This window comes from Aurantiacibacter sp. MUD11 (assembly GCF_026967575.1).
Classification (GTDB): domain Bacteria; phylum Pseudomonadota; class Alphaproteobacteria; order Sphingomonadales; family Sphingomonadaceae; genus Alteraurantiacibacter.
This window is the reverse complement of record NZ_CP114054.1, coordinates 1,387,873-1,410,606: the sequence shown is the minus strand read 5'-3', so window position 1 is coordinate 1,410,606 and position 22,734 is coordinate 1,387,873. Positions and strand designations below refer to the sequence as shown.

Sequence of the window (22,734 nt, the reverse complement as noted above, 5' to 3'; positions counted from 1 at the left end):
CGTAAGCACACATATACACAATTTACGTAAATTAAAAGGATTATGTGATGACTTCCACTGATTCGGCTCTTGCCTCTGCAACGGAGCTGGTGGAACGCGCCCAGCAGGACCCCGCGCTCCGCCCCGAAATCGAGGCATTTTTCGACGGCGCCACGTATACGGTGAGTTACGTCGTGTACGATCCCGCGACCAAGGAAGCGGCGATCATCGACTCGGTGCTGGATTTCGACCAGTCCTCGGGCCGCACCTCGCATCTTTCGGCTGACAAGGTTATCGATTTCGTGAAATCGAATGATCTGAAAGTGACCTGGCTGCTCGAAACGCATGCCCACGCAGATCACCTTTCGGCCGCGCCCTACCTGCAGGAACAGGTGGGCGGCAAGATCGCCATCGGCGAGCATATAAAGACCGTGCAGGGTGTGTTCGGGAAGCTGTTCAACGCCGGTACCGAATTCCAGCTGGATGGTTCGCAGTTCGATCACCTGTTCAGCGACGGCGACACCTTCAACATCGGCAACCTCGAGGTCGAGGTGCTGCATGTGCCGGGCCACACGCCGGCCTGTATCGCCTATGTCATCGGCGACGCCGTGTTCGTGGGCGATACCATGTTCATGCCCGACTACGGCACGGCGCGGGCGGACTTCCCCGGCGGCGATGCCCGCCAGCTGTTCCGCTCGCTGCGCCGGATCCTCTCGCTGCCGGCCGAAACCCGGCTGTTCATGTGCCACGACTACCTGCCCAAGGGTCGCGATACCTACGTCTGGGAAACCACCGTGGCGGCCGAGCGCGAAGGCAACATTCACGCGCATGACGGCGTGAGCGAGGACGAGTTCGTGCAGATGCGCGAGGCCCGCGACGCCACGCTCGACATGCCGCGCCTGATCCTGCCTTCGGTGCAGGTGAACATGCGCGCCGGTCGCATGCCGCCGCCTGACGATAACGGCGTGACCTACCTCAAGCTGCCGGTGAACGCGGTATGACGCTCCCCGGCTTTCCTGACGCTGCCCCGCTCGACGGCCTGTTCGGCGGTCTGCTGATCGGCATCTCCGCCGCCATCATGCTGCTCGGCCTCGGCCGCATCGCCGGTGTTTCCGGCATCGCCGCCAAGGCGGTGGGCCTGGGTGGCAGCGGCATGCCGCGGTCCAGCGCCTGGCTGTTCATCATCGGCCTGCCGCTGGGCGCGCTGGCGATTGCCATGGTCAATGGCGGGATGGACCCGAGCTTTGCCGGCCCCGTGCCGCTGATCATCGCCGGCCTGCTGGTCGGCTTCGGCACGCGTATCGGCAGCGGCTGCACCAGCGGTCACGGCGTCTGCGGCATGAGCCGCCTGTCCGGCCGCTCGATCGTCGCAACGCTCACCTTCATGGCTGCCGGCATAGCAACGGTCGCCATCATGAACGCTTTCAATCTGGAGGTTCTGCAATGAGCAACAACATGGGTTCTCTCGACCGGATTCTCCGGATCGTCGTCGCGGTCGTGCTGATCGTGTTCGCGGTAACCGGTACCATCACCGGCACCTGGGTCTGGGTCGCCTACGGCGTTGCCGCGGTGTTCATCCTCACCAGCCTGGTCGGCTTCTGCCCGGCCTATCTGCCGCTGGGCATCAACACCTGCGGGAAGCGCTGACCATGCGCGGACTGATAGCCCTCCTAGCCGGCGTGATCTTTGGTGCCGGCCTGTCGCTTGGCGGGATGACCGATCCTGCCCGCGTACGCGGCTTCCTTGACCTGTTCGGCGATTGGGACCCGACGCTGGCCTTCGTCATGGGCGGGGCGCTGGTCGTGATGGCCATCGCCTGGCGCTTCGTGCCCGGCATGTCGCGCCCGATGTTCGAGGAAATGTTCGCGCTGCCCAGCCGCACCGACCTGACCCCCGAACTGATCGGCGGCGCCGCGCTGTTCGGCGTGGGCTGGGGCGTCGCGGGCCTGTGCCCCGGACCCGGCTTCGCCGCGCTGGCGATCGAGCCGGTCGGCGCCGCCATCTTCGTTGTCTCCCTGCTGGTCGGCATGGCGGCGGCGAAGGTGATGAAGCTGGACTAGGAGCGCGCGAACGTGGACATCACCCGCATCGACGAGGCCATTTCGGTCACAGGCCAGGTCCTCCCCAAAGAGGTGCAGGCGCTGGCCGATGCGGGGTTCCGTACGATCATCTGCAACCGACCCGATGGCGAGGATCCCGGCCAGCCGGATTTCGCCAGCGTGGCTGCCGCCGCGCAGGCCTGCGGGCTGGAAGTACGCCACATACCCGTGGACGATGCCCATCCGATCGACATGCAGAAGGGCGATTTCGCCCGCGCGATGCACGACCTGCCCGGTCCGGTGCTGGCCTACTGCCGCACCGGCAATCGGTCGGGCAAGATCTATCAGGCGTCGCGCAGCATCGCGGCGCAGGCCGGCAAGGAGCGGACCATGACCACCGAGAAATCGCATCACCAGATCGTCATCGCCGGCGGTGGCTCCGCCGGCATCGCGACTGCCGCATCGCTGCTGGCGCGCGAGCCGGACCTGGATATCGCCATCATCGAGCCGCGCGAGGTGCATTACTACCAGCCTGGCTGGACCATGGTGGGCGGCGGGGTCTTCCCCAAGGAAGCCACCTACCGGCCCGAGGCGGTGGTCATGCCCGACGGCGTGACCTGGCTGAAGGCCGAGGTCACCGGGTTCGATCCCGACAACAAGGCCGTGCTCTACGGCGATGGCGGCAAGGTCACCTACGACCTGCTGATCGTCGCGCTGGGCAACCGGCTGGCGTGGGAAAAGATCGAAGGCCTCGAAGAGACGCTGGGCAAGAACGGTGTCACCTCCAACTACCGCTATGACCTGGCGCCCTATACCTGGGAGCTGGTGCATCACCTGGACAAGGGCCGCGCCATCTTCACCCAGCCGCCCATGCCGATCAAATGTGCGGGTGCGCCGCAGAAGGCGATGTACCTGTCCTGCTCCGAATGGGAGCACCGCGGCGTGCTGCCGGATATCGAGGTGGAGTTCCACAACCAGGGCGCGGTGCTGTTCGGCGTGGCCGACTATGTCCCCGCCCTGATGCAATATGTCGAACGCTACGGGGCCAACCTCAACTTCGGCAGCAACCTGGTGCGCATCGACGGACCGACCCGGAAGGCCTGGTTCGCCACCGACCAGGGCGAGGTGGAGCGCGAGTTCGACATGATCCATGTCGTGCCGCCGCAGGAAGGCAATGCCGTGGTCGCCGCCAGCCCGCTGGCGAACGAGGCCGGCTATGCCGAGGTGGACCAGCACACGCTGCGCCACACCCGCTATCCCGATGTCTTCGCGCTGGGCGATTGCAGCAGCACGCCCAATGCCAAGACCATGGCAGCCGCGCGCAAGCAGGCACCGGTCGTGGCCGTGAACGCGCTCAACGTACTCGAAGGCAAGGAACCGAACGTCAGCTATGACGGCTATGGTTCCTGCCCGCTGACGGTGGAGCGCGGCAAGATCGTGCTCGCCGAATTCGGCTATGGCGGCAAGCTGCTGCCGTCGTTCCCCAGCTGGGTTATCGATGGCACCAAGCCGAGCAAGGCCGCCTGGCACCTGAAAGCCAATGTCCTGCCAAGCGTCTATTGGCACTTCATGCTCAAGGGCCGCGAATGGCTGGCCAAACCGCTGGGCATGGCGATCTAGTCGCCCATGCTAGCGCGCTATTTCCCGATCCTGGAATGGGGCAAGACCTATAACGGCCAGGTGCTGACCAGCGACCTGGTGGCGGCGGTGATCGTTACCATCATGCTGATCCCGCAAAGCCTTGCCTATGCGCTGCTGGCGGGCCTGCCCCCGGTCGTGGGTCTCTACGCCTCGATCCTGCCGCTGGTGGCTTACGCCATTTTCGGCACCAGCCGCACGCTGGCGGTGGGGCCGGTCGCCGTGATCTCGCTGATGACGGCCAGTGCCGCAGGCGCGGTGGCGGCGCAGGGAAGCGCGGAATATCTCGAAGCGGCGATTACCCTGGCCGCCCTGTCGGGCGTGATGCTGTTCGTGCTGGGCGTGCTGCGCATGGGCTTTCTCGCGAACCTGCTGTCGCACCCGGTCATCAGTGGCTTCATCACCGCCAGCGGCATCCTCATCGCCACCAGCCAGCTGCGCCATATCCTCGGCGTGCGCGGCGGCGGCGACACCTGGCCCGAGATGCTCGGCTCGCTGTTTTCCGCCCTCGGCGAGGTAAATGTCTGGACGCTGGCTGTCGGCGTGCCGGCGGTGATCTTCCTGTTCTGGGTGCGCAAGGGCCTGAAGCCGCTGTTGATGAAGTTCGGCATGGGCGCCCGCGCCGCGGACATCGCCGCCAAGGCGGGGCCGGTGGCGGCCGTGGCCGTGAGCATCCTCGCGGTAATGGCCTTCGACCTTGCCGCGCGCGGGGTGAACATCACCGGCGCAATCCCCTCCGGCCTGCCGCCCTTCGCCGTGCCGTCGACCGACCTGTCGCTGATCCAGCAGCTCTTCATCCCGGCGCTGCTGATCTCCATCATCGGTTTCGTGGAATCGGTATCCGTCGCGCAGACGCTGGCCGCCAAGCGTCGCCAGCGCATTTCGCCCGACCAGGAACTGATCGGCCTTGGCGCGTCCAACATCGCCAGCGCCTTTTCGGGCGGCTACCCGGTAACCGGCGGCTTCGCCCGCTCGGTGGTGAACTTCGACGCCGGGGCGCAGACGCCTGCCGCCGGTGCCTATACCGCCGTCGGCATCGCGCTCGCCTCGCTGTTCCTCACGCCGCTGCTGTTCTCGCTGCCCATCGCCACGCTGGCCGCAACGATCATCGTCGCTGTGCTGAGCCTGGTGGACCTGAAGACCCCGCGCCAGCTGTGGACCTATTCCAAGGGCGATTTCTCCGCGCACATGGCGACGATCCTCATTACCCTGCTGGCAGGCGTGGAAATGGGCGTGATCGCGGGCGTCGTGGTTGGCCTGATGCTCTACCTCTGGCGCACCAGCCGCCCGCACGCCGCCATCGTCGGCCGCGTTCCGGAAACCGAGCATTTCCGCAACATCAAGCGGCACGATGTCATCACCGTGCCGCACGTGCTGTCCATCCGCATCGACGAGAGCCTGACCTTCCTCAATGCCCGCTGGCTGGAGGAATACGTGCTGGAAGAGGTCGCCGAGCGGCCCGAACTGCGCCACGTCATCCTGATGGCGAGCGCGGTCAACGCGATCGACGCATCGGGACTGGAAAGCCTGGAGGCGATCAATCACCGCCTGAAGGATGCCGGGATCAAGCTGCACCTGTCCGAAGTGAAGGGGCCGGTGATGGACAAGCTGCAACGCACCCATTTCGTCGACGAGCTGAACGGCAAGGTCTACCTGTCGCAGGATCGCGCCTTTGCCGAAGCCATGCGCGACGCGGGCGACGATGCGCCGCCACCCGGCGATATGGCACGCGGAATGATCTGACCGCGTAAACGCGACCGCTGTGTTAGGGCGTGAAACCGCCCACCGAAACGCGGTGCAGCGTGCGCTGGTGTCCTTCATAATCGCCGATGGCGGAATGATGCGCGGCCCAATTGTCCCATAACACCAGCGTGCCCGGCTCCCACCGCACGCGCGCGGTCAGCGCGATCTGCGCGCAGTGCTGGAACAGGAAGGCGAAGATCGCCTGGCTCTCGCTCTCGTGCATCCCCTCGATGCCCAGGCAATAGGCGGGATTGACGAAGATCGACTTCCGGCCCGACACCGGATGGGTGATCACCAGCGGGTGCGTCACCTCGCGGTCGCCCTCGTTCGGGTCCATTGCCTTCATCCGCACGATCGACTGGTCCGCCCCGCTGCCGAACAGCCGCTTGGCGCTGTGCACCACGCGCAGGCTCTCGAGGAAGTCCTGCATGGTGGGGGAGAGCATGTCGAAGGCCAGCTGCAGGTTGGCGAATGCCGTATCCCCGCCGGCGGGCGGCAGCGTCACCGCGCGCATGGCAATCGCGATGGGCGGGGTGGGCAGGTATGTGCTGTCGTTGTGGAACAACTCGCCGGTGATGCGCCTCTTATCACCTGCGTCCCGGTGGATCGGCTGGATGCCGTGATGGCCGGGCACGTGGTCGAGATGCACGATCGGCTGCATCTCCCCGAACAGCGTGACGAAGGCGATGTGGTTCTCCGGCGTCAGGTCCTGCTGGTCGCGAATGGCCAGCACCAGATAGCGGGCAAAGGCATCGCGCAATTCCTGCGTCTGGGCAGGTGTCAGCCGGTTGAGATCGACCCCGGTCACCTCGGCCCCGATGGTGCCGGAAAGCGGCTTCAGCGTTATGTAATCATAATGCTGTTGTGACAGGGGGGCAGGGTGGAGGCGTTCCGGAATGGTCATGACGGGCCGACATTAGCGAGGCCGGGCCGCGCGTCCAGCACTGGGGCAGTCGGGCCTTCCCAACACTAGCCCCAGGGTTTAGGCCCCGGGCAAGAGACATCAAGAAGGAGCATTGCGTGACCGACACGCCCAAGGATCCCGACAACGACTTGAAGGATTACAGGTTTTACCACGCCGACATGGAGGCGGGTTTCGCCGACGATCTGGATGACGATACTCCGCAGACGCGTCATCCTGCCTATCGTCTGGCCTTCCGCGACCAGGATTTCCTGCTGCGCGAGGAACTGCGTCCCGTCCGCTTCCAGCTGGAGCTGCTGAAGCCGACAATGATCCTCGACGAGGCGCGCGTGGGTTCGACCCTGGTGATGTACGGCTCTGCCCGCATCCCGCCGCCGGAATCGGTGGAACTGGCGTTGGAGGAAGCCGCCAACCTGCCTGAGGACCAGGCGCTGATCGTGCGCAACCTGGCCAAGAAGGCGAAATACTACGGTGAGGCCTATCGCCTCTCCCGGATAGTCAGCGGGAAGGCAATCGTCGATGAAGGCAAGCGCCAGTTCGTCGTCTGCTCAGGTGGCGGCCCCTCGATCATGGAAGCTGCCAATCGCGGCGCCAGCGATGCCGGGGCGGAGAGCATCGGCCTCAACATCATCCTGCCGCACGAGCAGGCGCCCAATCCCTATGTGACGCCCTACCTGTCGCTGAACTTCCACTATTTCGCGCTCCGCAAGATGCACTTCCTGATCCGCGCGCGGGCCGTGGCGGTGTTCCCCGGCGGCTTCGGCACTTTCGACGAACTGTTCGAACTGCTGACGCTGGTGCAGACGGGCAAGATGAAGCCGATCCCGATCCTGCTGTTCGGCAAGGAGTTCTGGAACCGGGTGATCGATTTCCAGGCCCTGGCCGAGGAAGGCACGATCTCGCAGCGCGACCTCGACCTGATCACCTGGTGCGAGACTGCCGAAGAGGCCTGGGAAGCGATCCGCGAATTCTACTGCCTGCAAGACAATGGCGCTGCCGGCATGGAGTGCGAGATCTAGCGCTTCAGCGCACCGCCTGGTGGCCCAGCGGGCCGCTGCCGAACCCGAACCCCGGCGCGGCCTTCAGGGCTTCGCGCACGAACAGCCGGGCCTCGGCCACGGCCTGCTCCAGCGGGAGTCCTGCGGCCAGCCTGGTGGCGATGGCGCTCGACAGGGTGCAGCCGGTGCCGTGGGTGTGCTTGGTGACGATGCGGGCATCGCTCCACACGACGTCCTCGGCGCCGGGGCGCACCAGCCGGTCTTCCACCATCGGTCCGTCGGCATCGCCGCCCTTGGCGAGGTAGGCAATGCCACGCTCGCCCATCGCCGACTTGCCGCCCAGGGCCTCCAGCTCCGGGACGTTGGGCGTTGTCAGCGTGGCGATTTCCATCAGCCATTCGAACACCTCGATGGTGGCGGGGTCCGCCAGCACCGAGCCGCTGGTGGCGACCATGACCGGATCGAACACGATCGGCGTGCCAAGGTCTTCCAGCCGGTCGGCCACGACCTCGGCGATGTCGGCGCTGCCGAGCATGCCGATCTTCACCGCCTCGACGCCGATATCGGCCAGGCAGGCATCGATCTGCGCGGCCACCATGTCGGGCGAGAGCGCTTCCACCGCGCTCACCCCGCGGGTGTTCTGCGCGGTGACGGCTGTGATGGCGGTCATGGCATAGCCGCCGAGCATGGTGATGGTCTTGATATCGGCCTGGATACCGGCCCCGCCGGACGAATCCGACCCGGCAATCGCCAGCACGCGGGGTGGGCGCTGGCTCAAGCCTCGTGCTTCCTCTGCGTGCTTGCCGGGTACTTCTCCAGCGCCGCGCCGCGCCGGGTCGGGCGGTCGACCAGTTCGCCGCCACAATTCGGGCAGGTGTCGTCCAGCTCGCCCGCGCATTCGGCGCAGAAGGTGCATTCGAAGCTGCAGATGAAGGCGCCCGGCAATTCTGCCGGGACATCAGCCCCACAGCGTTCGCAATCGGGGCGCATTTCCAGCATCAGGCAGCGGCCTCCACCGCCGCGCAGATTTCGTCGACCAGGCGGTTCACCTGCGCCTCGTCATCGCCTTCCGCCATCACGCGGATCAGCGGCTCGGTACCGGACTTGCGGATCACCAGCCGGCCCTTGCCGTCCAGCTCGCCGTTGGCCGCCGCGATGACCTTCTGCACGCTCGGTGCTTCCAGCGGGTCGCCGCCCTCATAGCGCACGTTCTTGAGCAGCTGCGGCACGGGATCGAACAGGTGCAGCATCTCGCTGGCAGGCTTGCCGCTGCGCACCAGCGCGGCGAGCACCTGCAGCGCGGCGACGGTGCCGTCGCCGGTGGTGGCGTGGTCGAGCAGGATCATGTGGCCCGACTGCTCGCCGCCCACGTTGTAGCCGCCGGCCTTCATCGCCTCGAGCACGTAGCGGTCACCCACCTTGGTGCGCACCAGCTCCAGCCCTTCGCCCGCCAGGAAGCGTTCGAGGCCGAGGTTCGACATGACGGTGGCGACCACGCCGCCGCCGCGCAGCTTGCCGTCCTTGGCCCAGCGGCTGCCGATCAGCGCCATGATCTGGTCGCCATCGACCTTCTGGCCCTTCTCGTCGATCACGATCAGCCGGTCGGCATCGCCATCCAGCGCAATGCCAAGGTCCGCGCCCTCGTCCACCACGCGCTGCTGGATCGCATCGAGCGCGGTGGAGCCGACGCCGTCGTTGATGTTGAGGCCATTGGGCTCGACACCCATGGCGACCACTTCCGCGCCCAGTTCCCAGATGGCGGTGGGCGTAACATTGTAGGCGGCGCCATTGGCGCAATCGACCACGATCTTCAGCCCGTCGAGACGCACGTCCTCGGGCAGCGACTGCTTGACCGCGTGGATGTAGCGCCCGCGCGCGTCCTCGATCCGGCGTGCTCGGCCGATGGCGTCGCCTTCGGCCAGCGGCTGTTCCACAGCCATCGCGGCCTCGATTGCTTCCTCGTCCTCGTCGGACAGCTTGAACCCGTCAGGCCCGAACAGCTTGATGCCGTTGTCCTCGTAAGGGTTGTGGCTGGCGGAGATCATCACCCCGATATCGGCGCGCATCTCGCGCGTCAGCAGGGCGACCGCGGGCGTGGGCAGCGGCCCGGTCATGATCACGTCCATGCCGACGCTGGTGAAGCCGGCCACCAGCGCGTTTTCCATCATGTAGCCGGACAGGCGCGTGTCCTTGCCGATCACCACGCGATGCTTGTGCGCGCCGCGCAGGAAGTGGCGGCCCGCGGCCTGGCCGACTTTCATCGCGATGGCCGCGTTCAATTTCCTGCCGTTGGCCCTGCCGCGAATCCCGTCAGTGCCGAAATAGGTGCGTCCCATGGGTATCCCTTGCCCGTTCGAATTCTTGCAGAATGCCATGCCGCCATTCGTCCCTCTTGTCACGGGGGCAGGCGACGGGCAGGAGGCTCAGGAATTTATCGCCCCGCGTGCAACAACCTGCGCTCTCGCGCATTGGTTGCACGAAGACCCGTTTGACAGGAGGAACCAAGCACATGGCTTTTTCACTTATCGACCTGCCGTTCGACAGCGAAGCGCTGGCCCCGGCAATCACCGCCGAGACCTTCAGCTTCCACCATGGCAAGCACCACAAGGCCTACGTCGACAAGACCAATGCCGCCATCGAAGGCACCGCCCATGCCGACAAGTCGCTGGAAGAGATCATCACCGCCAGCCGTGGCAGCGACAAGGGCCTGTTCAACAACAGCGCCCAGGTGTGGAACCACGGTTTCTTCTGGCATTCGCTGGCACCGGCCACCAGCGGCCCCTCGGGCGACCTGGCAGCCAAGATCGACGAGAGCTTCGGCTCGCTCGACGCGCTGAAGGACGAGCTGAAGTCCAAGGGCGCCGGCCACTTCGCCAGCGGCTGGGTGTGGCTGGTTGAAAAGGGCGGCAAGCTGCAGGTGGACGACACCCACGATGCCGAAACGCTGGCCGACAGCGGTGCCAACCCGCTGCTGGTGATCGACCTGTGGGAGCACGCCTACTACCTCGACCACCAGAATGCGCGTCCGAGCTACCTCGATGCCGTGGTCGAAGGCCACCTCAACTGGGATTTCGCCGCCGACAATCTGGCGCGCGGCACGGCCTGGAAGTATCCGGGCTAAGGCCTTTCCGGCCCAAGCACGCAAGAAGGGGCGCGCTCCATGGCGGAGCGCGCCCCTTTTTCATGGCGATCGCGCCTAGTCGATGATGCTTTCGTCCTCGCAGCTTTCGAACACGCGATCGATGGCCTCGCGTGCGCCCGTCACGGTGAAGTTGATCGAGAACGGCTGGCTGTCCGCCGGATCGAACCGGACGGTCAGTTGGTCGGCCTCGACCATGTCGCGCAGGAACGGCTCCAGCGTCTGGTCGCGGCGGGTGTTGAGCGCGGTGACCGAGGTTTCATAGTAGCGCCAGCGCACTTCCTCGCGGTTGCCGCCGTCGAATTGCAGCCACAGCGCCCGCACTTGCGGGCGGGTGGTCGAAGGCCGCAGGCGTTGCGGGGAAACGATGACGGCGAAGACGCTGCCTTCGCCCGTGTCGTCGCATTTCAGGATCAACTGCCCGCCATCGGGCGAGACCACGCCCGCCTGCAACGGCTGTCCGTCAGCTTCGAAATAACCCCATTGCGAGGCACCTTGCGCCTGCGCGACGCCGGCGCAAGCAGCGATCGCGATTCCCGCGATCAATTTGGTCCGCATTACTCCCCTCCCGAATTAGCGGTCTGAAACGAGGGGAGAATATGTGATTCGCCCGCAGGGGGCAAATCGGGCGCCGATTGCGCGCTAGTCTTCGGCGGTCAGGTCGAGGATATTGGTCTGGAACAGCGGTTCGCCGAACAGGAAACCGATGAGATTGGGCCGCCCCAGCTGGTCCACAAGAGCGGTCAGCGTCAGCAGGATCGGTACCGAGAGCAGGGCGCCGGTGACGCCCCAGATCCAGCCGAAATAGGACAGTGCCAGCAGGATCAGCACCGGGTTCATGGTGAAGCGCGCGCCCAGCACGGCCGGCGTGATGACATTGGCCTCGATGGTATGCAGGCCAAGGTAGAGTGCCGCCGGTATCAGGCCGACGAGCAGGATGTCCGCCGAGCCGATGCCGAACAGGCCGAGCAGCACGGTCATCAGCAACGGGCCGACATAGGGGATGAAATTGAGCAGGGCGGCCAGGCCGCCCCACATGATCGGCGCCTCCAGCCCCAGCAGCCAGGCGCCCAGTGCCACGATTATGCCGACGCCGGTGTTGATGAGCGCGACGGTGAGGATGTAGGCGGCGACGCGATCCTGCACCTCGCGAATGGCGCGCGCGGCCTTCAGGCTGGCGCCCACCTGCTGGCGCTCCAGCAGCAGCCGGCGGCGCAGGCGAATCCGCGCCTCGATCATGAAGAAGGCGAGCATGAAGGTGAGCAGCACCTCCAGCAGCACGGTCGGCGTGGCGAAGGCCAGCTGTTCCAGCATGGTCGGCCCGGCCAGCACCACCTGCTGCCCGTCTTCCCCGCCGGTGATGGCGGCCAGCCGCTCGTTCAGTTCGCCGACCCAGGCGAAGGTCGCCTGCAAGTTCGTGAAGTGCTCGCTGACCTGTTCGATCATGGCGGGCACTTCGTCGTAAAGCGACATGGCCGGGGCGAAGACCGCGGTCAGCGCCAGCGCGAGAATGCCGAAGAAGACCAGCAGCGCCAGGATCGAGGCAATGAAGTTGGGCAACCAGGTCGCCAGCTTGTCCGCCAGCGGAGACAGGACGATGGTGAGAATCAGCGCCGCGACCAGCGGCAGGAACACCACCGACCCGATCGACAGCACGAAGGGCAGGGCCAGGAACAGGCCGATCGCCAGCAGCACCACCAGCGAGGAAATCAGCCGGAGTTCCTGCGCGGCAAAGGCCATCCGGCGGCTACGCACCGGCTTGTCCTGCTTGTCCTCCCCCTCTGTCATGTTCGCGGTGTTCTTCTGGATAGGTGGTCGTCTTTGGCGACCATGTCTTTTCTGTGCGGCGCGTCAAGCGGCGCGCTATTTGCTCGCGGCAGCCTCGCCGCGACCGGCGGCCACTTCGTCGAGTTCCTCGAGGATGGCGCGATGGGCGGCGGGGTCGTCCTGCGAGCGATCGGGGATGTCGCCATCCTCCATCATACCCGCAAGGGCGGCGCGGGCGCGGCCCACGCGGCTCTTGATCGTGCCGACGGCACAGCCGCAGATATTGGCCGCTTCCTCGTAGGAAAAGCCGCCGGCGCCCACCAGCAGCAGCGCCTCGCGCCGTTCCGGCGGCAGGGTGAGCAGGGCGCGATGCAGGTCAGACAGGTGGATCGGCTCTTCCTGTCCGGCGGGGGCGGTCAGGATGCGCTCGGCCACGGTCTCGTCGTACTCGCCGCGGAAGCGGTTGCGGCGCATGTCGGTAAGGTAGGCGTTGCGCAGGATCACGAAGGTCCAGGCGCGCATCGAGGTACCCGGTTCGAAACGCTCCTGTGCCGCCCAGGCCTTGAGCATGGTTTCCTGCACAAGATCATCGGCCATGTCCGGCCGGCCGCACAAGCCGCGGGCAAAAGCGCGCAGGTGCGGGACGACCTCGGTCAGTTCCCGCTTGAAGGCACGCTTGTCCTCCGCGCTGCGTTCGGGCAGCTCCCGTTTTTTCTTCCCTTGGCTCATTTGCCCTCGTTTTCGTCAAGCTTGGAGAGCAGGGCCTGGAATGAGTCAGGCAGTGGCTCATCTACCACAGAATCGTACAGGCGCTTGAGTCCGGAAGCCCATTCCGGGTCGCCCTTCTTGGCTTCCTTATGTTTTTTCATAGGCTTGGAAAGCTCTTTTTCGTCTCGAGACGATGACATGAACCTGGATTTTCCCGTCGTAGGGCAGTTCTCGCGACCACTGTGGGCCAAATAGCCGGGATTCGAGACACTGCGATTTGTTTCAATATCAATGAGTGCGGAACGAAATTGGTTCCATCCGGTTCCCCGAAGATGACAAACGCATCGCGCGCGCGTGCATGGACACCTGGCGGGGCATGCAGCACGCCGCGCAAATGGGATAACGACCCTCGGGTCGAGGAGTAGACTTGCAGCAGGGAATCAGCCGGCGGAGCAGGACCAAGCGATGGCTGATGCGCTATCCGCGCGCCGTGCCGCTTGGCATCTTCCTGCTGATCGCCAGCATCACCATCCTTTCGATCTTCGCCATCGAGCGCGGTGAATCGCAGCGCCAGTCGGCGCAGATCAATGCCCGCGCGACGGCGATCGCGTCGGCGCTGGAACGGCGTGCCAACGCGAGCAGCGCTTACCTGCGCGCCGGCGCGGCCCTGCTGTCGACCATGGACGAGGTGCCGGCAGCGGACTTCCGCCGGTTTGTTTCCGAACTTCGGCTGGATGCAGACTATCGCGGCGCCGAAGGTATCGGCTGGGCCGAAGTGGTGTTCCCCGCCGAGGTAGAAGACTTCAACGCCCGGCTGGCGGCCGAGAGCCTGGGCAATGTGCAACTGCATCCCCGCAGCGGCACCGACCAGCCCTATGCCGTGCCGGTCACCTACCTGCAGCCGGATACGGAGCGGAATCGCAGGGCGCTGGGATACGACATGTTCTCCGAGCCCCATCGCCGTGCCGCCATGATGGAAGCCGAGCGGACCGCCCGCCCGACCGCGACCGATGCCATCGTGCTGCGGCAGGAAGGCGAAGGCGAAGCGCCCGGGTTTCTCATCTACATGCCGGTCTTCGAAGCCGGTGTCGGTGGGCGGGCGCTGAAAGGTTTCATCTATTCGCCGTTCAACGCCGAGGACTTCCTGCAAAGCGCGCTGGAGCTGGAAGACGCGGGCGCGTTCGACGTGCGCCTCGCCGATTCCGAAGATGACGACGCGACCACGTTGGCGAGTACTTTCGACGACGGCTCGGAGAACCGCGAGACCGCCACGCAGACGGTGAATGTCGCCAACAACCCGTGGCTGCTGACGATCAGCACGGTGGAAGAGCCGGGCCTGTCCGGTCTGTCGATGGCGACACTGATCTTCGGTCTGCTGGTGGCCAGCCTGCTGATGCTGCTGGTGCGGATGCTGACACAGCAGGCGCAGGAAGACGAAAGCGCGTTGCAATGGTTCGAGGAGCAGGCCTCGATCCGCAATTCGCTGACGCGCGAACTGAATCACCGGGTGAAGAATACGCTTGCCAACGTGCTTTCGATCATCGCGCTGACCCGCCGCCGCGCCGACGACGTGGAGGAATTCGCCACCGGCCTCGACGGTCGTATCCGCGCGCTGTCCGCCACGCACGACCTGCTGACCCAGTCCGACTGGGGCTCCACCCCGGTAAAGGCGGTGATCGACGCCGAGCTGTTGCCCTACGCCCACGGCGGAGATCACGTTGTCGACCTGACCGGCCCGGAGGTGGAGCTGGCCCCCAACGATGCCCTGTCGCTGGGCCTGGCCGTGCATGAACTGGCGACCAATGCCGCCAAATACGGTGCACTCAGCCAACCCGGCGGCAAGGTCGAGGTTTCCTGGAAGATGGTGTCGGATTCGGTGGTGCGCGTCGAATGGGTCGAAAGCGGCGGGCCGCCGGTTGCGCAGGACCGTTCACGCGGGTTCGGTACCGACCTGATCGAACGCATCGTCGCACACGAACTGGGGCAACCGGTGGAGCTGGACTTCAAGCCCGAAGGCGTCCGCTGCGTGCTGATGATCCCGGTCCGCCGCCCTACCGAATTCATGATCCGCGCCAGCCGTAAAGATCCGCGTCGAAGCGACCGCTGAACTTTACGCCAAACCGGCCCCTCTCTAGGAACAGATGCATGTGGGGAACCCGCTTCAGATCCGGCCTGGCCACGCTGGCGGCACTGGTGCTGGCAGCCGGTTGCGCGCCTGCTGAAGAGGCGGGGCCGGTGGTGCTGGCGGCGGCCAGCATGCAGGAAGGGCTGACTGCGGCCGCCAATGCCTGGGAGGCGCAGGGCCAGCCCGCCCCAGTGGTCTCCTTCGCGTCCAGCGCGGCGGTTGCGCGGCAGGTGGGCGAGGGCGGCCCGGCTGACCTTGTCGTCATTGCCGACCGGGAATGGATCGATTGGCTGGAGGCGCGCGAAGCGCTTGGCAGCCAGCCGCGCGCGCTGGTCACCAACGGGCTTGTCGTTGTCGCACCACTGGAGACTGCCGGCCCGGATAGCCTTGCCGAACTGGCTGCCAATCCCGATGCAGGTCGCCTTGCCATGGGTGAGCCGGGCAGCGTGCCGGCGGGCAAATTCGCTCGCGTCGCTCTCCAGTCGATGGGCCTGTGGGAGGCGCTCGCCCCGCGCGTGGTGCCGGGCGACAACGTGCGCGTCTCGCTGGCGCTGGTGGAGCGCGGCGAGGTGCCGCTGGGCATCGTCTATGCCAGCGACGCCCAGGCCAGCCGCAATGTCCGCGTGGTGCAACGCATCGATCCGGACATGCACCCGCCGATCATCTATTATCTCGCCCGGACGCGCTCCTCGCGCCATCCGGATGCGCAGGGCTTTGCCGATTTCCTGGCCAGCCAGCAGGGCCGCGCCATCATCGCCGGACACGGGTTTGGCTGGCCGTGACCGACGCGCTGCTGACCCCCGCCGAATGGAGCATCGTCACGCTGTCGCTGAAGGTCAGCATGGCGGCGGTGCTGGTGACCATGCCGATCGCCTATGCCCTGGCCTGGGTCATCGCGCGCAGGCGTTTCCCCGGTCGCATGCTGCTGGATGCCCTGGTGCACCTGCCACTGGTGCTGCCGCCCGTCGTCACCGGCTGGCTGCTGCTGGTGCTGCTGGGCCGCAATGGTGCGGTCGGCAGCTGGCTCTACGAGACCTTCGGGATCACGCTGGTGTTCAACTGGACCGGCGCTGCGGTTGCCGCGGGCGTGATGGCTCTGCCGCTGATGGTGCGCGCCATGCGGCTGTCGATCGAGGCGGTGGACCGGCGGCTGGTCGGCGCGGCGCGCACGCTGGGCGCCTCGCCCTTGCACGCCTTCCTCACCATCACCCTGCCGCTCAGCCTGCCGGGCATCGCGGCGGGTGCCATGCTCGGCTTTGCCCGATCGCTGGGAGAGTTCGGCGCGACCATCACCTTCGCCGCCAACATCGCCGGGCAGACGCGCACACTGCCGCTTGCCATCTACACCGGTTTGCAGGTGCCGGGCTCGGAGAGCGCCGTTACCAGGCTGGCGGTGATCGCGATCATCCTGTCGCTGGGTGCGCTGCTGGTATCCGAATGGCTGGTCCGTTGCTCGCAAGGGAGCCGCGCCCATGTCCTTTGACGTGAATATCGACATGGCGGTGGACGACCACGCCTTCGCGCTGGAATTCACTTCCGATGCCAAGCTGACCGCGCTGGTCGGCCCGTCGGGCGTGGGCAAGACCAGCACGCTCAACGCCATTGCCGGCCTGCTGCGCCCGCGCGCCGGACACATCCGGGTGGCGGGAGAGGTGCTGTTCGATGCTGCCGCGGGGATCGACCTGCCGCCCGAGAAGCGCCGCGCGGGCTACGTCTTCCAGGACGCGCGACTGTTCCCGCATCGCAAGGTGGCGGCAAACCTTGCCTATGGCGAGAAGCTGGCACCGCCAGCCGAGCGCTGGATCAGCCAGGCAGAAGTGGTCGACCTGCTGGAGATCGGCCACCTCTTGGAGCGGCTCCCCGCATCGCTTTCAGGCGGCGAGGCGCGTCGCGTCGCCATAGGGCGCGCGCTGCTGTCCGCCCCGCGCTTCCTGCTGCTGGACGAGCCGTTGTCGTCGCTGGACGAGAGCCGCGCGGAAACGCTGCTGTCGCTGATCGAGCGATTGCGCGACGAACTGGACCTGCCGATCCTGTTCGTCAGCCATTCTTCCGCGGAAGTGGATCGCCTGGCGGGCCGGGTGGTCGATATGACCGCATCCCGGCCCGGCTGAGGCTTTAAGCGAACATTTCCCGCTTGATCGGCAGCGAGCGTACGCGCGTGCCGGTCAGGGCGAACAGGGCATTGGTCAGCGCCGGGATCACCGGGGGCAGGGCGGGTTCGCCAAGGCCCGTGGGATCGTTGTCCGACAGCACCCATTCGGTGTGGATCTGCGGCGTCATCGGCATGCGCGGCAGCGGGTAGTTGTGGAAGTTGGACTGCTTGGCAGCGCCGCCCTCGATTTCCACCGCCAGCTGCATCGCCTGGCCGAGACCGTCGATGATCGCACCTTCCACCTGGTTCAGTGCGCCATAGGGGTTGATGATCTGGCGGCCGACGTCGCCCGCCACCCAGACATTGTGCACCTGCGGGTTGTTGCGCGGGTCGAGGCTGGCTTCCACCACTTCGGCGAAATAGCCCATGTGGCTGTAGTAGAAGCCGAAGCCCAGTGCGTGGCCTTCGGGCATTTCCTCGCCCCAGGGCGACATTTCCAGCACCTTGCGGGTAACCGCCTGCAGGCGCGGGGCGGAAAAGCCCGGCTGCGGGCCGAGGAAGCCCTGCGTCGGCGGCTCTGCTTCCACGCCATCGGTCAGTTCCAGCATCAGCGTCGGCAGGTCCTTGCCGGTGGCGATGGCCACCTCGTCGAGGAAGCTCTGCATGACGAAGGCCATGGCGTTCGAGGTCGGCGCGCGCAGCGCCCCCATCGGCACCGCCGTGGCCATCTTGGTCTGCTCGAACCGCAGGTTGTCGACATACTTCGCGGGGAACTCGTCCGCCGGCATGGTGGCCGGATTGAACTGCCCACCGCCAAGGTCGAAGGTGACGAAGTGGTCGGCCCAGCCGGTCAGGCGGCCTTCGGCGTTCACCGCCGCGCGCAGCTTGTGCCAGCCGGCGGGGCGATAGAAGTCGCTGCGGACGTCGTCCTCGCGGCTCCAGATCAGCTGCACCGGGGTGCCGGGCATCTGCTTCGCGATGGCCGCGACCTGCACCATGTAATCGTTGTTGAGGCGACGCCCGAAACCGCCACCCATGCGGGTGATGTGGACGGTCACCTTGTCCGGCGTGACGCCGAGATACTGCGCCACCGACTGCAGGCCGCCCTGCGGCGTCTGCGACGGGGCCCACATCTCGATGCTGCCGTCCTCGTTCATCACTGCGGTGCAGTTCATCGGCTCCATCGCCACGTGAGCGAGGAAGGGATAGCTGTATTCGGCCTCGAAGGTCTGCGCGGCCTCGGCGAAGGCGGCGTCGACGTCGCCCTTCTCGGCGAACACCTCGTCACCCGAGCCCGAAGCCCAAGCGTCCTGCGCGGCTTGCGCGTAACCGGCGGTCGAGTGGCTCGCCCACTCGCCGTTGTCCCACACCGGCTCCAGCGCGGCGCGAGCCTTGTTGGCCAGCCACCAGTTGTCGGCGATGATCGCAATGCCATCGACCAGCTCGGTGTTGTTGCCGTTGCCTTCGACGGTGAAGGCATCGATCACGCCAGGCTGCGCCTTGGCGGCATCGAGGTTGGCGGAGACCAGCCGCGCACCGAAGACGGGTGAGCGCTCGTAAGCGGCATAGACCATGCCTTCGAGCTGCGTATCGACCCCGAAGATCGGCTCACCGCGCACGATCTTGGGGCTGTCCACCCCGCCGATCGCGCGGCCGATGATGCGGAAGTCGGCCTGGTCCTTAAGCGTCAGGCTGGCGGGATCGGGCACCGGCTGCAGCACGGCATCGCCGGCCAGCTCGCCATAGGTGACCGACCGGTTGGTGCCCGGCTGCACGACGCGGCCCGGCTCGGTGGCGAGCACGGAGACGTCGACCCCCCAGCGCTGCGCGGCGGCGCCCATCAGCATGGCGCGCGCGGCGGCGCCGGTCTGGCGCATCGGGTACCAGTTCATCGGCGTGGCGAAGGAACCGCCAGCCAGCTGCAGGCCATACTTGGCCGCATCGGTATCCGCCTGCTCGATGCTGACATCGTCCCAGTCGGCGTCCAGCTCCTCGGCGATCAGCATGGGCAGCATGGTCTTGATGCCCTGGCCGATTTCCGGGTTCTTGCCGATGATGGTGACGGAATTGTCCGGGTGGATGGTGATGAAGGCGTTCAGCTCCTGCGCGCCGCCGGCAGCATTGGCGCTGGCGGGCAGCGAGAAGGTGGCAGCCAGCGCAAAGCCGCCGCCGGCCACGGCAGACGACTTCAGGAACAGGCGGCGAGAGAGTTCAATCTGCTCAGGCATTGGCCGTCTCCTCGTCGCGGGCGACCTTGGCGATGGCGGCGTGGATACGCTTGTAGCAGGCGCAGCGGCAGATGTTGCCCTGCATGGCGGCGTCAATCTCGTCGTCGCTCGGGTTCGGGTTGCGGTTGAGCAGGGCGGTCGCGTTCATCAGCTGCCCCGCCTGGCAATAGCCGCACTGCATCACGTCGTCTTCCAGCCACGCTGCCTGCAGCGCCTGGCCGACCTCGGTGTTGCCCAGCGATTCGATGGTGGAGACTTCCTTGTCGCCGATTGCCGAGAGCGGCAGCGAGCAGGAGCGTGTCGCCTGGCCGTCCACGTGCACGGTGCAGGCACCGCACATGCCGATGCCGCAGCCGAACTTGGTGCCGACCATGCCCAGCTCGTTCCGGAGCGCCCACAGCAGGGGCATGTCGCCCGGAGCGTCGATTTCGCGTGTTTCGCCATTGATGGTGACCGAGAAGGCCATGCTTTCGTCTCCCGCTTTGGAATCCCGAACAGGCGCAACCGCGCCCAGATTGACAAAGTCTACCTGCTTTTCGCTTCAAGGCCAACAGGGACTATCGGTTGTGCTGTCGTGACCTGCGGGAAGGCCCGGGGTTGCATCGCGGCGCAATCGCGGCAATTGGTTACAGCCGAAATCAGAAAGACCTCGAAGGACGCGTCGCGCCCATGATCCGCCTGTTTACCGAGCACCCGTCCACCGTGGGCGAAACCTACTTCCAGCATTTCCGCGCAGCATCGCGTTTCGGTGTGGCGATGATCGTCGGCGGACTGGCCTGCCTGGTCCATGCGGTGTTCCCGTGGGTTTGCGAGAAGAGCGGCAGCAGCATGATCCGTCGCCTCTACCGCGCGATGGTCACCAACCGTGCCGACCTCGCCCGGCTGGACGAGGTGGAAGACAGCTTCGACTGGGTGATCTGAGGCTTGGCTCGGGTGGCCAGCTAGGCGAGCCAGCCCCGTTCCTGCACCGCTTGCGCCAGAATATCGGCAAGCGGGATCGTCGCGGTCGGTCCGGCGATCGAATCCGATGATGTGATGCGCGAGATGCCGCTGACCCGAAGAGCGTCGAGGTCTTCCCGGCTGGCGAGACAGTGGGTGGCCAGCGCCTCGACCTGGGTAGCTCCACCAGCCAGCAACTGCCGGGCAGCCACTTCCAGCGTGCGCCCGCTGGAGATGACGTCGTCCACCAGTATCACCGGCCGTCCGGCGACCCGCTCGATTCCGGGGAAGTGCAGTTCCACCTGCCTGTCGCCAAGCCGGCGCTTTTCGCCGACGATGACATCGAGGCCGCGCGGGGCGGCGATGGCTTCCACCCATTGCCGGGATTCCGCGTCCGGTCCGGCCAGCACGGTGTCGCCGTCTGCCTCCACGAATTGTCCCAGCGCGGGCGCGGCCGAAATGGAGCACGCGTCGGTTCCGGGCATGACTTCGGCCAGCGACCGGATCCGGTGCAAATGTGGATCGACCGTCAGCAGGCCATCAAAGTGCTCGGCGAGCAGCGCGCCGATCACCCTCTGGCTCACCGCCTGCCCCGGCTCGAAGGCGATATCCTGCCGCATGTAGGCCAGATAGGGGGCGATGACGATAACCCGGTCGGCGCCGTTCTCGCGCAGAGCGGACGCTGCCAGCAAGAGTTCGACCAGCTTCGCGTTGGGATCGTGTAGCGAGCGAAAGAGCACGGCCGTGCCCGTCCCAGGCTCCACCTGGACCAGGCTCTCGCCATCGGGGAACCGGTGCACCTTCACCTCGGCAAGTCCGATGCCCAGTCGCTCGGCGAGCTGCCCCGCTGGTCCCAAGCATTCGGCAAAGGCGTGAACCGCTGCCACCATCACGCGATACTGTAGCCCGAATTTTCGGCGGCGAAATCACGGGCAAAGCCGAGGCCGGTCTCGGAATTGGCATAGATGCGGTAGAGCGTGTCGCCTGCGTGCACGGGGGAGCCGTTCTTGTGCAGCAGGTCGATCCCCGCGCCCTGGTCCATCGGGGCACCGGCGTAGCGCGCGATGCGAGCTATCCGCTCGCAGTCGATGGCGCTGACTCGGCCAGCCTTGTCTGCCTTCACCTCGTGCCGGAAGCGGCCCACCTTCGGCTTCTCCGGGTTGCGGCCTTGCGCGTCGATCAGCCGCTCCATCGTGGCCAGCGCCTCGCCGGAGGCGAGCAATTCGAGCGCGCGCGAATAGCCACGTCCGCCTGCGAGTTCAGGATCGAAGTCGAGCATGTGGCCGGCAAGGGCCAGGGCATGGTCGCGCAGGTCTTCCGGCGCATCGGGTTCGTTACGCAGCACCGCCATCACGTCACGGGCTTCCAGCACCGGGCCGACCCCGCGACCGATGGGTTGCGAGCCGTCGGTGAAGACGATCTTGGTCTCCATCCCCATGTGCCGTGCTACATATTCGAACAGCTTGCGCAGCCGCACTGCATCGTTCTGCGACCGCACCTTGGCCGTCGGGCCAACCGGAATGTCGATGACAAGGTGGGTAGAGCCGGCAGCGACCTTCTTGGAGAGGATCGACGCGACCATCTGTTCGAAGGTGTCGAGCCGCAAGGGGCGCTCTACCGAAATCAGCACGTCGTCGGCCGGGGACAGGTTCATCCGGCCACCCCAGGCGAGGACGGCATTTTCCCTGGCGACGATATCGGCCATTTGCTCGGCGGACAGGTCGACCGACGCCAGCACCTCCATCACGTCCGCGGTACCGCAGGGAGAGGTGATTGCGCGCGAGGATGTCTTTGGACAGGTCAGTCCGTGGGCCGCGACAATCGGTACGATGATCATCGACGTCCGGTTGTTGGGAATGCCCCCGATGCAGTGCTTGTCCACCACCAGCGGCGCATTCCAGTTCAGGTGGTTGCCGGATTCCACCATCGCCCTGGTCAGGGCCAGCGTCTCCTGCGTGCTCATGAAGCCGGCGCAGGCGACCAGGAACGCGCTGATCTCCATGGGGGAATAGCGGTGCGCGGCAATATCCCGGATCACGGCCGCCAGTTCGGACTCGTTCAGCGTGTCGCCGTCGATCTTCCGGCGCACGAACTCGAGGCTTCCCGGTGGGCGAGCCTGGGCGATGGTCACTTCGGCGCCTTCGGGCAGGCCCAGCCGGCGAAAGGCCTGTTCGCCCAAACCGATCTCGCCATCGCCGATGATCCGTTCATCGTCGACCAGCGCCAGCGTCGCGAGGATGTCGCAGCCGGTGCCTTGCACGCGGATCTTGCGCAGCGCCTGGAACTGCTCCGCCGAATAGCCGTCGCTTTGCCGCAGGATGAAGGCGGTGTTGTCCGGAAATGTATCGATCGGCAGCCGCCGGATGCGCAGCATGTCTAACCCCCAATCATAGCGACCCGATATGGCTTCCGCCTAC

At 66.0% G+C, this 22,734-nt stretch carries 25 protein-coding genes; 13 read left to right on the top strand and 12 right to left on the bottom strand.

Annotated features, from left to right (window positions below; all coding sequences use genetic code 11):
• Positions 1-47: 47 nt before the first annotated feature.
• Genes OZN62_RS06995 through OZN62_RS06970 form a run of 6 tightly spaced genes read left to right on the top strand, consistent with a single transcriptional unit; the run spans position 48 to position 5,399 of the window.
• Positions 48-980 carry an MBL fold metallo-hydrolase gene (locus OZN62_RS06995; protein ID WP_269098762.1) on the top strand — a complete coding sequence of 311 codons (933 nt, stop codon included), beginning with the start codon at positions 48-50 and terminating at the stop codon, positions 978-980.
• On the top strand, positions 977-1,426 hold the full coding sequence (locus OZN62_RS06990; protein WP_269098761.1) for a YeeE/YedE family protein: 450 nt from the start codon (positions 977-979) through the stop codon (positions 1,424-1,426). Before OZN62_RS06995 ends, OZN62_RS06990 begins: the two co-directional genes overlap by 4 nt.
• On the top strand, positions 1,423-1,626 hold the full coding sequence (locus OZN62_RS06985) for a YgaP family membrane protein (RefSeq protein WP_269098760.1): 204 nt from the start codon (positions 1,423-1,425) through the stop codon (positions 1,624-1,626). The genes OZN62_RS06990 and OZN62_RS06985 overlap by 4 nt, the downstream gene beginning before the upstream one ends.
• A 2-nt stretch (positions 1,627-1,628) precedes the next feature.
• Entirely contained in the window at positions 1,629-2,039 is a 411-nt protein-coding gene (locus OZN62_RS06980; RefSeq protein ID WP_269098758.1) for a DUF6691 family protein, read from the top strand.
• A gap of 12 nt (positions 2,040-2,051) precedes the next feature.
• Positions 2,052-3,638: a bifunctional protein tyrosine phosphatase family protein/NAD(P)/FAD-dependent oxidoreductase gene (locus OZN62_RS06975; RefSeq protein WP_269098756.1), complete on the top strand. Its 1,587-nt coding sequence runs from the start codon at positions 2,052-2,054 to the stop codon at positions 3,636-3,638.
• A gap of 6 nt (positions 3,639-3,644) precedes the next feature.
• A complete protein-coding gene (locus tag OZN62_RS06970; RefSeq protein WP_269098754.1) occupies positions 3,645-5,399 on the top strand; it encodes a SulP family inorganic anion transporter in 1,755 nt (584 codons plus the stop codon).
• Positions 5,400-5,421: 22 nt separating this feature from the next.
• Here the strand turns inward: OZN62_RS06970 and OZN62_RS06965 are convergent, their stop codons facing one another.
• Positions 5,422-6,303 (bottom strand): TauD/TfdA dioxygenase family protein, encoded by an 882-nt coding sequence (locus OZN62_RS06965; protein ID WP_269098753.1) that lies wholly within the window; start codon positions 6,301-6,303, stop codon positions 5,422-5,424.
• A gap of 179 nt (positions 6,304-6,482) precedes the next feature.
• Here OZN62_RS06965 and OZN62_RS06960 point away from each other — a divergent pair, with 179 nt between their 5' ends.
• Positions 6,483-7,340: a TIGR00730 family Rossman fold protein gene (locus OZN62_RS06960; protein ID WP_269102122.1), complete on the top strand. Its 858-nt coding sequence runs from the start codon at positions 6,483-6,485 to the stop codon at positions 7,338-7,340.
• 4 nt (positions 7,341-7,344) lie between these two features.
• Here the strand turns inward: OZN62_RS06960 and thiD are convergent, their stop codons facing one another.
• From thiD to glmM, 3 genes are read right to left on the bottom strand one after another with little or no spacing between them, the layout of a single operon-like run.
• A complete protein-coding gene (gene thiD / locus OZN62_RS06955; RefSeq protein WP_269098752.1) occupies positions 7,345-8,097 on the bottom strand; it encodes a bifunctional hydroxymethylpyrimidine kinase/phosphomethylpyrimidine kinase in 753 nt (250 codons plus the stop codon).
• On the bottom strand, positions 8,094-8,318 hold the full coding sequence (locus OZN62_RS06950; RefSeq protein WP_269098751.1) for a DUF1272 domain-containing protein: 225 nt from the start codon (positions 8,316-8,318) through the stop codon (positions 8,094-8,096). Before OZN62_RS06950 ends, thiD begins: the two co-directional genes overlap by 4 nt.
• Positions 8,318-9,655, bottom strand: a complete 1,338-nt coding sequence (gene glmM, locus OZN62_RS06945; protein WP_269098750.1) for a phosphoglucosamine mutase — start codon at positions 9,653-9,655, stop codon at positions 8,318-8,320. The genes OZN62_RS06950 and glmM overlap by 1 nt, the downstream gene beginning before the upstream one ends.
• Before the next feature lie 173 nt (positions 9,656-9,828).
• Between glmM and OZN62_RS06940 the strand changes: the two genes are divergently transcribed.
• Positions 9,829-10,440: a superoxide dismutase gene (locus tag OZN62_RS06940; protein WP_269098747.1), complete on the top strand. Its 612-nt coding sequence runs from the start codon at positions 9,829-9,831 to the stop codon at positions 10,438-10,440.
• Between the two features lie 75 nt (positions 10,441-10,515).
• On the opposite strand, the gene OZN62_RS06935 is transcribed toward OZN62_RS06940, so the two are convergent.
• From OZN62_RS06935 to OZN62_RS06920, 4 genes are all read right to left on the bottom strand, one after another.
• On the bottom strand, positions 10,516-11,016 hold the full coding sequence (locus OZN62_RS06935; RefSeq protein ID WP_269098744.1) for a hypothetical protein: 501 nt from the start codon (positions 11,014-11,016) through the stop codon (positions 10,516-10,518).
• Positions 11,017-11,100: 84 nt separating this feature from the next.
• Entirely contained in the window at positions 11,101-12,246 is a 1,146-nt protein-coding gene (locus OZN62_RS06930) for an AI-2E family transporter (RefSeq protein ID WP_269098742.1), read from the bottom strand.
• Between the two features lie 75 nt (positions 12,247-12,321).
• Entirely contained in the window at positions 12,322-12,954 is a 633-nt protein-coding gene (locus OZN62_RS06925; RefSeq protein ID WP_269098741.1) for a sigma-70 family RNA polymerase sigma factor, read from the bottom strand.
• Positions 12,951-13,094 carry a NepR family anti-sigma factor gene (locus OZN62_RS06920; RefSeq protein ID WP_269098740.1) on the bottom strand — a complete coding sequence of 48 codons (144 nt, stop codon included), beginning with the start codon at positions 13,092-13,094 and terminating at the stop codon, positions 12,951-12,953. The genes OZN62_RS06925 and OZN62_RS06920 overlap by 4 nt, the downstream gene beginning before the upstream one ends.
• Before the next feature lie 311 nt (positions 13,095-13,405).
• Here OZN62_RS06920 and OZN62_RS06915 point away from each other — a divergent pair, with 311 nt between their 5' ends.
• The 4 genes from OZN62_RS06915 to OZN62_RS06900 are packed head-to-tail and all read left to right on the top strand — an operon-like array spanning position 13,406 to position 17,169.
• Complete coding sequence (locus tag OZN62_RS06915; RefSeq protein WP_269102093.1) at positions 13,406-15,040, top strand: CHASE domain-containing protein; 1,635 nt, start codon at positions 13,406-13,408, stop codon at positions 15,038-15,040.
• A 38-nt stretch (positions 15,041-15,078) separates the two neighbouring features.
• Positions 15,079-15,840, top strand: coding sequence for a molybdate ABC transporter substrate-binding protein (modA, locus tag OZN62_RS06910; RefSeq protein WP_269102092.1), 762 nt, complete (start codon positions 15,079-15,081; stop codon positions 15,838-15,840).
• Positions 15,837-16,541: a molybdate ABC transporter permease subunit gene (modB, locus tag OZN62_RS06905; protein ID WP_269102091.1), complete on the top strand. Its 705-nt coding sequence runs from the start codon at positions 15,837-15,839 to the stop codon at positions 16,539-16,541. The genes modA and modB overlap by 4 nt, the downstream gene beginning before the upstream one ends.
• On the top strand, positions 16,531-17,169 hold the full coding sequence (locus OZN62_RS06900) for an ATP-binding cassette domain-containing protein (RefSeq protein WP_269102090.1): 639 nt from the start codon (positions 16,531-16,533) through the stop codon (positions 17,167-17,169). The genes modB and OZN62_RS06900 overlap by 11 nt, the downstream gene beginning before the upstream one ends.
• 4 nt (positions 17,170-17,173) lie before the next feature.
• On the opposite strand, the gene OZN62_RS06895 is transcribed toward OZN62_RS06900, so the two are convergent.
• A complete protein-coding gene (locus OZN62_RS06895; protein WP_269102089.1) occupies positions 17,174-19,378 on the bottom strand; it encodes a xanthine dehydrogenase family protein molybdopterin-binding subunit in 2,205 nt (734 codons plus the stop codon).
• The gene (locus OZN62_RS06890) at positions 19,371-19,844 is read right to left on the bottom strand and encodes a (2Fe-2S)-binding protein (RefSeq protein WP_269102088.1); all 474 of its coding nucleotides are present in this window, start codon (positions 19,842-19,844) and stop codon (positions 19,371-19,373) included. The genes OZN62_RS06895 and OZN62_RS06890 overlap by 8 nt, the downstream gene beginning before the upstream one ends.
• 203 nt (positions 19,845-20,047) lie before the next feature.
• On the opposite strand from OZN62_RS06890, the gene OZN62_RS06885 reads away from it, so the two are divergent.
• Positions 20,048-20,299 carry a DUF6356 family protein gene (locus tag OZN62_RS06885; protein ID WP_269102087.1) on the top strand — a complete coding sequence of 84 codons (252 nt, stop codon included), beginning with the start codon at positions 20,048-20,050 and terminating at the stop codon, positions 20,297-20,299.
• Between the two features lie 20 nt (positions 20,300-20,319).
• On the opposite strand, the gene OZN62_RS06880 is transcribed toward OZN62_RS06885, so the two are convergent.
• Both OZN62_RS06880 and OZN62_RS06875 read right to left on the bottom strand, forming a co-directional pair.
• A complete protein-coding gene (locus tag OZN62_RS06880; RefSeq protein WP_269102086.1) occupies positions 20,320-21,207 on the bottom strand; it encodes a ribose-phosphate diphosphokinase in 888 nt (295 codons plus the stop codon).
• Positions 21,207-22,691: a thymidine phosphorylase family protein gene (locus tag OZN62_RS06875; RefSeq protein WP_269102085.1), complete on the bottom strand. Its 1,485-nt coding sequence runs from the start codon at positions 22,689-22,691 to the stop codon at positions 21,207-21,209. Before OZN62_RS06875 ends, OZN62_RS06880 begins: the two co-directional genes overlap by 1 nt.
• Positions 22,692-22,734 lie beyond the last annotated feature (43 nt).